Origin of the sequence: Paraburkholderia sp. UCT31, assembly GCF_014397655.1 — a bacterium.
Lineage (GTDB): Bacteria > Pseudomonadota > Gammaproteobacteria > Burkholderiales > Burkholderiaceae > Paraburkholderia > Paraburkholderia tuberum.
This window is the reverse complement of record NZ_VZQP01000105.1, coordinates 1-13257: the sequence shown is the minus strand read 5'-3', so window position 1 is coordinate 13257 and position 13257 is coordinate 1. Positions and strand designations below refer to the sequence as shown.

The window sequence follows — 13257 nt, the reverse complement described above, 5'->3', positions numbered from 1 at the left end:
GCGGGGACGGAGGGCGCGGCAGGGACGGACGGGACGGCAGGGACGGCAGGGACGGAGGGGACGGCAGCTTTGGCAACCCACCTACGGGCGGCTTGAGCATATCGATAACGGATTTCAGCTTTTGGGCGATGGCCTCGGTGACCGCCTTTTTCGCTTCGTCCGCGAGAGCCTCGCACACGGCACGGATGATCTCGGGCGGCGTGGCGCCGTTTGTGGTCGCGCCGATATTGACGAGATGCAGCGGAGGCAGCGGTACCGTAAGCGGGCCTCCGGGCAGGTGCATGTCAAGTGAGAGTGTGCCGCCCATGACGGTGAGGTTGCGGATGATGACCTTGCGCGCGTTGCTGCCGGCCCGGATGGCGGCCGGGGTGGTGGAATAGGCCTGGGCGTTATTCTTGATGGTCTCCAGGTTGCTGGTGGCGGTGGGACTTTCCGCCTTGTAAGTAATCTTCGGCGCGATGACTGTGGCGGAATCAACAATGACAGGGCCGCCGCCGAGAAGTGAGCCGCTTTCCACCTGCAAGGCGATACGGTCCACCACTACGGCGTAGGGCGAAGAGAAACCAGTGGGGTTGCCCACGGTAAGTCCATCAAGCGCGCCCACGCCGGTGAAGGGCGAGAATTCGACGCTACCCACGAGCACCTGCGTCTGGGTCGCAAGGGCGCCTTCCGTCTCGATGGCGGACTTGATGGATGGTTCGAACCGGGCGAGCAGGGTCCACAGCGCAATAGCGGCGACGGCGAGCAGGGTGGCAACGGCAAGTCCGAGGGTTTTTTGCATGGTGTTGGGTGATCCATGAAATGCGGTGGCCCGTCCAGACGCGCGGCCGTGTTAATCAGCAGTCGCCAATATTGACTACAGAAGTGGCTTGGAAATGGAAAAATGGGAAGGCGGTCTGAAGGGGCTTTGTTCGGATGGGGCTACTCTGCAATACCCCCATCCGAACAGCGCGGGGGCCGGGTGTTGAGTGCGCAGCGTAAGGGGGACTGAAGGGGCAAGCGGTTGAGTGCGAAGCTCGAGTCCGGCGATAGGTCGTTGCGACTGACCTTGCCAGCCGCAACGACCTCAGCTTAGGACTGTTGAAAACAGGTCACTCTGCCTGAACCTTCTTCGGCTTAGGCGGCGATTGCACCTTCGCGTACTGGAACTCGGGCGTTGCCTTCAGGGCGTCCTTGGTGGCGCCCGGCAGATATAGATTGCCGCCGCGCACGTCGAGTGCGGCGATGGGCACCGCGACGTCATGCGTGGCGACGCCGAGGAAGCCGGCTGTAGCGACGATGGCCGCCGACACGGAGCCGTCCGGGGCCACGATCAGATCTTTGACCGCGCCGATTTTTTCGTTCTGGTCGTTGTAGACCGATTTGCCCAGCACGCTCTTCTTGACGCTCCATCCCTGCAAAAGCGCCTGGGACTGGCTAATAGTGACGCTCAGAGTCTGTGTGCCGGCGACCTGTGCGTGCGCATCGATACATGCTGCAAGTGCCACTGCTACCAATACTGCCTTGTGCAAAGCCATACGTTCACTCCATGGTTAGATTCGGTTTCTGGCACGTTCTTCGGCCCCGGGGCGCGACGCCGGCCAATGTCCCTTCGCTACCGCGGGCAATGTCCCAATGCCAGTTAAAGGTTGGGACGGCGGGAGTCGCATAGGTTAGTGAAACACCGGTTCGGCGCGGCCGAGAGCCTGTATGCCAGATCGTTGGGCGCCAGTTTATCCACTTGCTGTCGGCTTACAAGCCCCGTGGCGCCAATTCATAGTTCCCCTTTTTGCAACCTTGCCGGCTACCGTGCGACAGAACCAACGACGCTTAAGCAAGTCGAGCAGCCGACCCAGACCGTGTACCATCCATTGCCAGCGCAAGGCGATCGTTGTCACAACTGGCTGCCACAGGACGAAGCCCGTGTGTCGGAACGCCGGCAAGTATTCGATGTGCCCCCGACAGCCTGTGATGGGATCGAGCACGTGTCCCCCGTCCGGTTGACGATGAACTGCTACCTGTAGACCGTGCCTGACGAACTTACGTGTATGACCGACGTAAGTTCGATAGCTGCCGTTGATGCCGCCCGGAGTCGAACGGCTCAACTGGGTCGACACTCGACGATGGCGCCGCCATCGAACAGGCTGCGGCGGATGGTCGGTTGAACCGGCTCGTAGTCCGCAACCCAGCGGGACCCGATACCCCCTACATTTCGCTTCTTTTCCCCGGTGATCTGCTGGGTCGCCTCGAAACACTGTGGCCCAGGCAATCCGCAATCTTCGACGACACCTCCGGTGAGGGATGAACTCTTCGTCGTTTGCGCTTGATCAGGCGCCGATCAGATCGAGTCGCGCGGGCGCTTCGGTCAGGGAGTTGAAAAAGCACCCGCTACTTAAGGTCTTCGGAAGGAAACGCGGTGAGAAAATCAAAGTCGCACCCTGCGGCGGCAGAGAGCACGTGATCGTGATAGAGCCGCTGGTAACCGCGAGCATACATCCCTTGCGCCGGACGAATCTCAGCGGCACGACGCGCCAGTTCGACCTCGTCGACCAGTAGATCGATCCGCTTGTCCCGCGCCGAGAGCCGGATCCGATCACCGTTGCGCACCAGCGCCAGCGGGCCACCGAGCGCCGCTTCTGGCGTCACGTGAAGCACGATGGTCCCGTACGCCGTGCCCGACATGCGCGCATCTGAAATCCTCACCATGTCCTTCACCCCCGCCCGCGCAAGTTTCTGCGGGATCGGCAGATAGCCGGCCTCGGGCATGCCTGAAGCACTGCGCGGCCCCGCGTTCTGCAATACGAGAACGTCGTCCGCGCGAACGTCCAGACCCGGGTCGTCGATGCGCGCGGCCAGATCTTCGAGCGAGGTAAATACCACGGCACGCCCTTCGTGTTCGAGCAGTTCGGGAGTAGCGGCAGCGCGCTTCAGAACCGCACCGCCGGGCGCCAGACTCCCGTTTAGAACAATCAGCCCGCCATCGGGACTGACCGGTTTCTCCCTCGAGCGGATCACGGCCGTATCGATCGGATCGGCAAGCGGCCTGTTCAAACGCTCCTCGAGACTGTGCCCGGCGATATCGCGACAAGTCAGATCGAGTTGGGGCATCAGTCCGCGCAGAACGCCCTCCAGCCCGCCGGCTGCATGGAAATCTTCCATGTAACCGCTGCCTACCGGCTTGAGATCCACGAGTACGGGCGTTTCATCAGACAGCCGGTTGAACTCGTCGTAATCGATCTTCAGTCCGATACGACCAGCAATCGCCGCCAGATGAATCACGGCGTTGGTCGAACCGGAGACCGCGAGCAGCACGCGCAAGGCATTGCGCACCGACGCGGGCGTCACGATCCCGGCCGGTTTCGGTCCGCCATTGAGGGCCATGCGCGCAACCAGCGCTCCGGTTTCTTCGCAATTGCGCAGACGATCCGCGTGCACGGCCGGAATCGCCGCCGAACCGGGCAGCATCATGCCCAGCGTTTCCGCGATCAGCGCCATGGTCGACGCCGTGCCCATGACCGCACACGTTCCCGCCGTGACGGCCAGACGCCCCTCCACTTGCCTGATCTCCTGCGCCGAGACGTTCCCCGCGCGGAAATTCGACCAGAAGCGCCGGCAGTCCGTGCACGCGCCAAGCCGCTCGCCGCGATGTCGCCCGGTCATCATCGGACCGGCCACCACCATTGCGGCGGGCCGCTCCGCGGAGATCGCGCCCATCAACATCGCCGGCACGGTTTTGTCGCATCCGCCGAGCATCACCACCGCATCCATCGGCTGGGCACGAATCATTTCCTCGACGGCCATCGCCATCAGATTGCGATAGACCAGCGAAGTCGGCGAAAGGAAGACCTCGCCAAGCGACATCACCGGAAATACGACCGGCAATGCGCCCGCCGCCAGCACGCCGCGTTCGACCGCCTTGATCATTTCGGGAAAGTGGCGATGGCAGTTATTGAAACCGCTCTCCGAGGTGCAGATCCCGACGATCGGCTTGTCGAGCGATTCGCCGGTGTAGCCCATCGATTTGGCAAACGACCGGCGCAGATAGCGCGCGAAGTCGTGATCACCGTAGTTCGTCAGGCCATTGTCCAGGCCACGCGGTTTTTGATTCATGTCCAGTTCCTTACGATCAGGCGATGCGGCGCGGATACAGCGAAAGAAAACGTCAGATGAAACCAGGAACGAGGCGGCCTCCGACCTCGATAAGTCTAAACGACGCCTATCATCCAGATACCGCCCGGCGCCGCACGCGTGACGGGATGGGCGGGACTCACGCACTGAACGTGTTCGACGGTCGATCCCGGTTTGGGAGGTCACATGTCATCGCTACGCGCAAACGATCTGCTCCATTCGAAGGAAGGATTCCGTCTGCATGGCCAGGACCTCGACTGCTGGCGCCGCTGGGGGCCTTATCTGAGCGACCGGCAGTGGGGCACCGTTCGCGAAGACTACAGCGACTACGGAACCGCATGGGAGTATTTCCCCCACGAGCGTGCGCGCAGCCGCATGTACCGCTGGGGCGAGGACGGCATTGCCGGATTCGGCAACGACCCACTCGACTGGTGCGTGTCGCTCGCGCTCTGGAACGGGCGCGATTCCATCCTGAAGGAGCGGCTGTTCGGCTTGACCAATGCGCAAGGCAATCACGGCGAGGACGTGAAGGAGCTTTACTTCTACGTCGATGGCACGCCGACGCACTCGTACATGAAGATGCTGTACAAATACCCCCACGTTGCGTACCCGTATCAGGACCTGATCGAGGAAAACGGCCGGCGCGGCGCCGATCAGCCCGAATACGAAATCCTCGATACCGGCGTGTTCGACGACGATCGCTATTTCGACGTCTGGGTCGAGTACGCGAAGCACACACCCGACGACATCGTGATGCGCGTAACCGTCGAAAATCGCGCGGATCAGCACGCGCCACTCCATCTGCTGCCGCTCTTCTGGGCGCGCAACCGCTGGGCGTGGTCAGGCAAGCCCGGCAAGCCGTCGCTCACGCTCGAGCCGGAGTCCGCCGAGGGCGCGCGCGTGATCGCGCACAATCCCGCGCTGGGCACGATGATCGTTACGGCCTCGGCGCCGCAGCCGATCGAATGGCTGTTCTGCGAAAACGAAACCAACGTCCGCCGCCTTTTCGGCATCGCAGGCGCAGGCCCGTTCAAGGATGGCTTCAACGATTACCTCGTCGATGGCGACGAGCACGCGATACGCCGCGACGCGGGCACCCGCGCCGCCGCGCATGTGGCCCTGTCGCTCGCGCCGCACGAGCGCACGGTGCTATATCTGCGCTGGCGTCCGGCGGCACTACCGGGCATCACGCGCGACGACGTGCCGCTCGACTTCGAAGCGCTGTTCGCGCGCCGGATCGCGGAGGCCGATGAGTTCTACGCGGCGCTCCAGCACGACATCAGCGACGCCGATGCGCGGCTCGTGCAACGCCAGGCGCTCGCCGGCATGCTATGGACGAAGCAGTATTACCAGTTCGACGTGACGCGCTGGCACGACGGCGACCCCGGTCAGCCGAAGCCGCCGAAAGGACGCCGGCACGGGCGCAATGCCGACTGGCGGCATATGTGCAACGGCGACGTCGTATCGATGCCGGACAAGTGGGAGTACCCGTGGTACGCGTCCTGGGATCTCGCGTTTCATGCCGCCGCGTTCGCCATGATGGACCCCGACTTCGCGAAGAAACAGCTGCTGTTGCTCGTGAAGGAACGGTACATGCATCCGAACGGGCAGTTGCCCGCCTACGAATGGGCATTCGGCGACGCGAATCCGCCCGTTCATGCATGGGCGACGTGGCGCGTGTACGAACTCGACCGTGAAGTCACGGGCGTCGGTGACCACAAGTTTCTCGAGGTGATGTTCCACAAGTTGCTGCTGAACTTTTCGTGGTGGGTCAACCGCAAGGATGCAGAGGACCGCAACATCTTCCAGGGCGGCTTTCTCGGGCTAGACAACGTCGGCATCTTCGACCGCTCTTCCCCGCTGCCGACGGGCGGCCGCATCGACCAGGCGGACGGCACCGCCTGGATGGCCTCGTATGCGCTCGACCTGATGCAGATCGGACTCGAGCTCGCGATGACGAACAACGCGTACGTCGAAATCGCGGTGAAGTTTTTCGAGCATTTCCTGTATATCGCAGAAGCCGTCGGTTGCAGCGAAGGTTGCAGAACGGGGCTATGGGACGGTCACGACGAATTCTTTTATGACGTACTGCATCTTCCAGACGGAACCCGTGTGCCGATGCGCGTTCGCTCGATCGTCGGCCTGATTCCGTTGTTCGCCGTGCATGTGCTCGAAGAACGCATATACGGCCACCTGCCCGGCCTGCGAGAACGGCTCGCGTGGTTTCTCGATCACCGGCCCAATCTGGCCAAACTCGTATCGCGTTGGACCGAACCGGGCAAAGGCAACACCACGCTGCTCTCGCTACTGCGCGGATACCGGATGACGGCACTGCTGCGCCGCGCGCTCGACGAAGACGAATTTCTGTCCGATCACGGCGTGCGCGCGCTGTCACGCGTGCATCGCGATACACCGTACGAGTTCGATCATGGCAGCGCGCATGTCTGCATCGCGTATCAGCCGGCCGAATCGGACTCGCGCGTATTCGGCGGCAATTCGAACTGGCGCGGGCCTGTGTGGATGCCCGTCAACTATCTGCTGATCGAATCGCTGTATGAATTCCATCGCTACTACGGCGACGAGTTCCGCATCGAATATCCAACGGGATCGGCCAACCGGTGCTCGCTCAGCGAGATCGCCGACGGTCTCGCGCGGCGTGTCACTACCCTCTTTCTCAAGGACGAGCACGGCGTGCGGCCCGTGATGGCGGCTTATCCGCAGTTGCAGGCCGACCCGCGCTCGTCTGATCTCGTGCTGTTCCACGAGTACTTTCACGGCGACAGCGGACGTGGCGTCGGCGCTTCGCACCAGACCGGCTGGAGCGGTCTCGTCGCGCTGCTGCTTCAGCCGCGTCTGATGAAGCTGGCCCACGTGGCGGCCGATGTCACTGCCGAAAACGCGCCGGCAGGCGCGCCCGTCGCCGAAGACGCGCTGCCCGCGATGGCGCGATAGACGGGCTCGAAAATCCGGAATCGATCGAGACGCGATTCCGGAAACGCTATGTCCTCGACCTATCGGACCAAAGTCTGATTGACCGACCTGAAGGTCACGTGCATCGTCAAAGGCGAACCGCGAACGTTTCGGCCTCCGCTGCCGCATGAATCGTAGGAAGAGCGCAAACATGGACTGGAACCGCTGGTACAGCTTGAAGAGTTACCTCAGATCTTCCCTGTGGACTGTACCGCTCGTCGCGGTGGCGATCTATGCCGTGGTAAAGCCGCTCACTGAAATGCTGGGAAGGTGGATGATCGGACACGACATCCTCGATCCGAAAACCGGCCTTTTTGCGCTGTCCATGACTGGAGCGCGGTCACTTGTCGGCGACATCGTTTCCGCAGACCTGGCGTTTCTGGTGTTTACCTTCGGTTCGCTGCTCGTCGCAATCCAGGTCGCTGGCGGTCAATATACCCCGCGGATCATCGCGACGACCTTGCTGCGCGATAACGTGATCCGCAGCATCTCGGGATTGTTCGTATTCACGCTTCTGTTCGCCAACAGAACCCTGGGCTGGATGGGTGATAGCGAGGTGCACCAGCTTCAGGTATTCATTGCAGCGCTATTCGGATTCGCTTCTGTCGTCGCATTCCTTTTCCTGATTGATTATGCGGCGAAATGCCTGCGTCCAGTAAGCCTCGTGGCTCGGGTTGGGGAGCACGGGATCGCGGTCATCGAAAGCGTCTATCCCGACCCCGCGACGGGCCGGACCACTCCGCCGAGACTTGACCACGAGCGAGGCGTACCTGGCCGCCTTGTTCGCCATAGCGGTACATCCGGCATCGTTCTGGCCGTGAATCTCGAAAGACTTGTCGCCAAGGCGAGGCGCACTAACTCGGTTATCGAATTCGTGCCGCAAGTCGGCGACTTTGTCGCGGTGGACGAACCCTTGTTTTACTTGCACGGAGACTCTGACGCAATCGATGAAAACCGGCTGCGTACACTGGTTGCTTTTGGGACTGAACGCACGATGGAACAGGATCCTATGTTCGCGTTTCGCATCCTTGTTGATATTGCGCTGAAAGCGTTGTCGGCTGCGATCAACGATCCAACAACGGCCGTGTTGGCCATCGATCAGTTGCAGCGGCTATTGCGTGTAGTCGGAAAACGGTCTTTGTACTCCGAAGAGATGACGGATAAGTCCGGACTTGTGCGCGTCATCTATCGAACGCCGAACTGGGAAGATTTCGTGCATATCAGTTTCCGCGAGATACGTCAGTACGGCGCGGGCAGCATTCAGATCGCGCGGCGTCAGCGCGCGGCGATAGAGAATCTCCTTCAGTGCTTGCCGGAGCATCGTCACGACGCCTTGCGTGTCGAGCTGACCCTGCTGGACCGTGCGATCGGCTCGAAGCATCCATTTCCGGAGGACCTGGCGCTGGCCCGTATCCCCGACTCGCAAGGGCTTGGAGGCTCGGAAAGCTCGACGGCAAGGCAACCGGTCCTTTGAGAGGCAAACCATGCGAAAACTCATCATGGGCATCGTTGAATTCCGGGAGAAATTGCTGCCGCAATACGCGCAGCAGTTCAGCAAACTCGCGCTCGCGCAGACACCTGATGCGCTCTTCATAACGTGCTCGGACAGCCGGGTCGTGCCGGATCTGCTTGCATCGACCCATCCCGGCGATCTCTTTACGATGCGCAACGTGGGCAATCTGATACCACCGGCGACTGCGGAGGGCGTCTCTACCGGAGATCTTTCCGAGGCAAGCGCGATCGAGTATGCCGTGCTGGTGTTGAAAGTCGCGAATATTGTCGTGTGTGGACATTCGGAGTGCGGCGCGATGAAGGTCGTATTCTCCAGGCACGCCAAGCTGAAATCACCAAACCTCGATAAATGGCTATGCCACGCCAACAACGCAGCGTTTCGCCTCGAACAGGAAGGTCCGCTCGACGACAGCTTGAAAGCGCACGATCAATTGTCGCAACTCAACGTACTCGTGCAACTCGAGCACCTGATGACCTACCCGATCGTCCGCCAGCAGGTCACTGCCGGGGCACTCGTATTGAGCGGCTGGTGGTTCGACATCGCGACGGGCGCCATGTATGCCTATGAGCGCACGAGCCGCTCATTCGCAGTCATCGATCGCACAATGGCTGATCGGATGATTGCGCGCCTTGCCGCACGGGCAAGGTGACGGGTTGCGAAGCCCGCGACGGGACCGGCATGTCGCTAGCGACCAATGCAATCCCTGCTTCGCGATGCAGACGGCAAGTTCTGTTTCAATGTTCGCTTCCGCACACTTTCTGGCAGAAGAACATGTCACCGCGAATATTGCTATCTACAGTTCATGCGTCGGATCTTAAGAGGCGCGCGTACGCAATCTGCATGCATGAAAACGGGCGATGTTTCGCAGTCGGCATGGAGATGAGATAGGGGAGTGATTGAGGTCGAAATGCGATCACCGAACTTTGTGGCAAGCGCAGTTCTGGTTGCCAGAACGTGGCATGCAGCGCCTGTTGGCAACGGCATTGAACTCACACTGACGAGGCCTACATGACCGATTTGAACACGCTGTGGACATACATCAAAAAGCACGCGCCACCCGGCGGCATCGAGGGCTCTGACGGCAGTCCCGGAAAATTTCGTGACTTGCAGCAGTACCACGAGAAAAAGGTCTCCCGATGGGAAAACGCGGGGGGCGCATCAGTCAGGAAGGCGGGTGAGTTGATTACCGATCCTCTGGCGGTTTGCGGTCTACGGCGCGAAAGCACGCTGCTTTCTACACCGGACAATCCTAAGAGAATCGCCGTCGCGGCCATGCTGCTGGCGATGTCGATCGTCCTGAATCTCGATGAGGATACGCTCAGAAAGGCTAAACCCATTCTGGAAAGGCGCGATATTCTCGACCTCGAGATGCGGTTGAAAATTCTTCTGTCGACGGGCGATGTCTTCCAGTCGAAGCGATTTCCAAGTCTGCAGTTGAAGAACTTCAACAGTGTGTCGATCGGCTTCGAAAGTGTTCAAACGACTTTCCTCCTCGGCGCGGAAAATGCCTTCAAGAGCGCCACCGATCTGCTGACGTTGATGCATCAGCGGCTTTTGCACGCTTCGTCCGGCATACCGGAACAGTACAAGGAAACATTCACCAGCTATTTCGGTAATCCAGACGACAAAGTGGATGTCGCGGCGCTTGGATTCCAAGGCGGCTCAGAACTGGGCTTGTCCGGTAGTCAAACCAGAAGCGCGTTGGTGCGCGCGGTGCTGCAATGCGTCTGGAAGGGCATCCGGATGAGGCCAGTGCGCCTCTATTACGGTGGCGGCAGCGTCATCCCCAATGTCCGGGCCTATGCCCCCGACCTCAAGACAGTTCGCCGTGACGGGAAAATAAACATACACCTGGCGATCGACTTCTTCGGTCTCGAACAACAGGTGATTCATGACGGAACGAGCATTAGCCGTGGCGCGGGCCTTATTCACGAGTTCACTCATGCACTGGCCGGGACGATAGACGTCGACCAGGCATTTATGCCAGGCCGATGCCGGGCGCTTGCAAAGGATAGGGATTTCGGACCGCGCGTGCTCGCCAATGCGCAGAGTTATGCATCGTTCGTTGAGGACGCGTTCGGCTGACGGTTGCGCAGTCGACCGCATTCAGCCGCCCGCTGTTTGGATGGCCGAGAAGGGGCCCTTATGCACTTTTGAGCGGCGCATCGAGCGGGTCTCCCGCCTTCAGGCGATCAAGCGAACGGCCAGCGCTTAGGTGCACCTTCCGTTCCATTGATCGCAAGCCCCTCACTGTTACAGCAAAGGCGTAAGCACCTGGTCAGATAGAACGAGGCTTCGGCGTCGTCAGCACAACGCTGCGATATCGCGAATTGGGTGCAGTGCCAGATTATTCGTCATCGCCCCCGTGATGATGATGGTGCTCCCAGCCCCTGTGCCAACCATGGTCATGGTGCCAGTGCCTGTCACGGTCGTCGTTGTATTCGTACCCATAGCCATATGTGTAGCTCTAGTTGGCAGATAAACGTGAAGTGTCAGCCTGGTAACCGTTTGTAAGGCGCTGTGCCCTCCGGTTCTCTGCGTGCTTACGAAGCACTCAGCGAATCGCCATAGACACGCACACGCTCACCAACCTGAACGGTAGGCTGCGTGTCGTAGTTGAAGTTTCGATAACTGCCATCCTGCATTCTGACTTGCACCTGGTAGGTGGCATCTTTGCGTACGGCATGTTCGATACCGTTACCGGCAAGGCCACCGCCAACTGCACCCGCTATCGTCGCCAGAACACGGCCGCGCCCTTGACCAACCTGGTTGCCCAGCAGCCCGCCTGCCACCGCACCGCCTACTGCGCCGAGCCCGGTGGTCGGCGTTACCGCTCGGGATGTCGGAAGCAGACCGGTCATTGCGGCGATGCCGGTGCCGCTGGCGAGAATCACAGCAACGGCAGCTCCGGCGACCAGAGGGTGAATGCGGCTGTGCGGGGACGAATCGGAAGGCAGGTTTGTGTTCATTGCTGGCTCCATGGTATGTGCCTGCAAGAACGCCAATGCTATCAAACCCGTGGACCCTGCTATTGTGCGATTTGTAAGCGGTTGTCGCTCGCCGGGACGCGTTGGCATCACCGGCTCCAACGGGCCACGATACGTCACGCGCCTGCAAGCGATCCGCCTGCGGTACGCGCCTCCGGTAGAGTCGTGAAAAGGAAAAGTGCTTCGGCTACTGTAGACCGCATTCGGCAGTAGCCGGCCAGGAGCCGTCATTCGCCTTCCCTGCGATCGGACAGTCAAACGGCAGCTACTGCTTGAGGTGCGGCCATTTCAACGCCGATCTTCGTGGTTTCGCCAAAGGGACGGTCGCGAGTATGATTTCGACGTGTCGTTTGTCGAACACCGGAAAAGTGGCTCCGGCAGCCGGAAATGCCGCTTCTGTCAAGCTAACACTCTTTGCGCGTATTGAGAAAAATGGCGAAGGCATCCCCAATAGATATCGAAAGCGAACTTGTTCAGGCCAAAGCTCGGAGAGGACACGGTTTTGTTGAGGGCTCGTATTACGAGACGATGAGCCGATTGGCGACGTTGGAACGTTCGCTCGCGAAACTCGGAACTGAGGCAGATGCGGAACTGTACCGTCACTTTCCGGTAGCAGCGATATCAGCCCTTGAGACTCACTTTAAGGTCACTGTGGCGACGATCATCGACAGCGGATCCCCTTATCTAGAGAGGGGGCTTGCGCTTGGCCGAGATAAACTCATGTCTGTTGCCGAGGTACTGCCGCTACTAAATAGACGGAACGTTAGCGCTGGAGATTTGGTCAGCCATGTCCTTCCTTTTAACTCCGTCGCCAGCTTGGAGAGAACGTTCTCAATGTTGTTCGATGAGGAACTGAAGTCACTGGCTAAACGAGTTGAGGATCCCTATTTATTGAGGGCGAAGTTGCGGACGGGAGGTCTGATCATAGAGGACGTCGCAACGCTATGGGCCGGTTTAGCCAAAACATTTGAGCGTCGCCATATTCTCGCGCACGAATCGGCCTCACAGTACACCGTTACGTTCGACGATGCAAAACTGGCACTTACTTCCATCGCACAATTCGCCAAATTGATCGATGCGATTCTCTGGATGACCATTTGGAAGGACAGACCTCTTACACAATACGAAATGAATATGTCTGCTGCGAAGCAAACGCGAGACACCCGCGCGATATTGGCTGCGCGCGTGAGGAAGGCATTGCGAATTTCAACCGAAGATGGGCAGCGTGCTAGGTTTCGATCGATGTATCGCGCGTGGCGCCACTACTTTGGGGCGTGGATCGAATGGCAAGACGAGCATTTCATTACTGGCAGCATCCGTCCGCTATTTGCCGCCACGAACAGAACTTTGGCGTACAAGTGCCAAATCAAGGAGCTGTCCAACTGGATGGCTAATATGAGGCTGGGCGATCCTCCCGAACCGGATATCGACTTGTGACGCAAGCCTGTGGCTATCCAAGGCGGACACTCGTCGATGGCAATTCACTCTTCAATCTAAATCCATTTCGAATAGCAGTTCAACCAGACCTAGAGACTTATACGACCGTCACATCCGGCGGATTCAACCGGTGGATGCAATAGTTTGCTGGAATCGTTCGGCGGGCGTCTCGTAGTCCAGTGTCTTTCTTGGACGCTCGTTCAGTCGTCTTGCCACAGCGTTGAGTTTGGCCTGCGAATACAC

9 protein-coding genes and 1 pseudogene are annotated in these 13257 nt (G+C 59.8%); 5 read left to right on the top strand and 5 right to left on the bottom strand.

From position 1 onward, the window contains the following. The 3 genes from F6X40_RS39840 to F6X40_RS39830 form a co-directional block, all read right to left on the bottom strand. A partial coding sequence (locus F6X40_RS39840) for a hypothetical protein (protein WP_187631653.1) occupies positions 1 to 781 on the bottom strand: 781 nt, incomplete at its 3' end. Positions 782 to 1091: 310 nt separating this feature from the next. Then, positions 1092 to 1517 carry a PRC-barrel domain-containing protein gene (locus tag F6X40_RS39835; protein ID WP_184071963.1) on the bottom strand — a complete coding sequence of 142 codons (426 nt, stop codon included), beginning with the start codon at positions 1515 to 1517 and terminating at the stop codon, positions 1092 to 1094. A gap of 850 nt (positions 1518 to 2367) precedes the next feature. Further along, positions 2368 to 4089: a dihydroxy-acid dehydratase gene (locus F6X40_RS39830; RefSeq protein ID WP_187631654.1), complete on the bottom strand. Its 1722-nt coding sequence runs from the start codon at positions 4087 to 4089 to the stop codon at positions 2368 to 2370. Between the two features lie 204 nt (positions 4090 to 4293). Between F6X40_RS39830 and F6X40_RS39825 the strand changes: the two genes are divergently transcribed. The 4 genes from F6X40_RS39825 to F6X40_RS39810 all read left to right on the top strand — a co-directional run bounded on the left by F6X40_RS39825 (position 4294) and on the right by F6X40_RS39810 (position 10675). Next, on the top strand, positions 4294 to 7059 hold the full coding sequence (locus tag F6X40_RS39825; RefSeq protein ID WP_187631652.1) for an MGH1-like glycoside hydrolase domain-containing protein: 2766 nt from the start codon (positions 4294 to 4296) through the stop codon (positions 7057 to 7059). A 169-nt stretch (positions 7060 to 7228) separates the two neighbouring features. Further along, positions 7229 to 8551 carry a DUF2254 domain-containing protein gene (locus F6X40_RS39820; protein ID WP_184069705.1) on the top strand — a complete coding sequence of 441 codons (1323 nt, stop codon included), beginning with the start codon at positions 7229 to 7231 and terminating at the stop codon, positions 8549 to 8551. Between the two features lie 10 nt (positions 8552 to 8561). Beyond that, positions 8562 to 9239 (top strand): carbonic anhydrase, encoded by a 678-nt coding sequence (locus F6X40_RS39815; RefSeq protein ID WP_187631651.1) that lies wholly within the window; start codon positions 8562 to 8564, stop codon positions 9237 to 9239. Between the two features lie 359 nt (positions 9240 to 9598). Continuing rightward, positions 9599 to 10675, top strand: a complete 1077-nt coding sequence (locus F6X40_RS39810; RefSeq protein ID WP_187631650.1) for a hypothetical protein — start codon at positions 9599 to 9601, stop codon at positions 10673 to 10675. A 458-nt stretch (positions 10676 to 11133) separates the two neighbouring features. On the opposite strand, the gene F6X40_RS39805 is transcribed toward F6X40_RS39810, so the two are convergent. Then, positions 11134 to 11559 (bottom strand): glycine zipper 2TM domain-containing protein, encoded by a 426-nt coding sequence (locus F6X40_RS39805; RefSeq protein WP_187631649.1) that lies wholly within the window; start codon positions 11557 to 11559, stop codon positions 11134 to 11136. Between the two features lie 450 nt (positions 11560 to 12009). Here F6X40_RS39805 and F6X40_RS39800 point away from each other — a divergent pair, with 450 nt between their 5' ends. Beyond that, positions 12010 to 13014, top strand: a complete 1005-nt coding sequence (locus tag F6X40_RS39800) for a hypothetical protein (protein WP_187631648.1) — start codon at positions 12010 to 12012, stop codon at positions 13012 to 13014. A gap of 123 nt (positions 13015 to 13137) precedes the next feature. Here the strand turns inward: F6X40_RS39800 and F6X40_RS39795 are convergent. Further along, positions 13138 to 13257, bottom strand: a pseudogene (locus F6X40_RS39795) (IS30 family transposase); the annotation flags it as partial.

Excerpts from the sequence above, each read along its gene's own strand:
- F6X40_RS39800 (WP_187631648.1), top strand. The coding sequence starts at position 12,010 with ATGGCGAAGGCATCCCCAATAGATATCGAAAGCGAACTTGTTCAGGCC.
- F6X40_RS39805 (WP_187631649.1), bottom strand. The coding sequence starts at position 11,559 with ATGAACACAAACCTGCCTTCCGATTCGTCCCCGCACAGCCGCATTCAC.
- F6X40_RS39835 (WP_184071963.1), bottom strand. The coding sequence starts at position 1,517 with ATGGCTTTGCACAAGGCAGTATTGGTAGCAGTGGCACTTGCAGCATGT.
- F6X40_RS39820 (WP_184069705.1), top strand. The coding sequence starts at position 7,229 with ATGGACTGGAACCGCTGGTACAGCTTGAAGAGTTACCTCAGATCTTCC.
- F6X40_RS39810 (WP_187631650.1), top strand. The coding sequence starts at position 9,599 with ATGACCGATTTGAACACGCTGTGGACATACATCAAAAAGCACGCGCCA.
- F6X40_RS39815 (WP_187631651.1), top strand. The coding sequence starts at position 8,562 with ATGCGAAAACTCATCATGGGCATCGTTGAATTCCGGGAGAAATTGCTG.
- F6X40_RS39825 (WP_187631652.1), top strand. The coding sequence starts at position 4,294 with ATGTCATCGCTACGCGCAAACGATCTGCTCCATTCGAAGGAAGGATTC.
- F6X40_RS39830 (WP_187631654.1), bottom strand. The coding sequence starts at position 4,089 with ATGAATCAAAAACCGCGTGGCCTGGACAATGGCCTGACGAACTACGGT.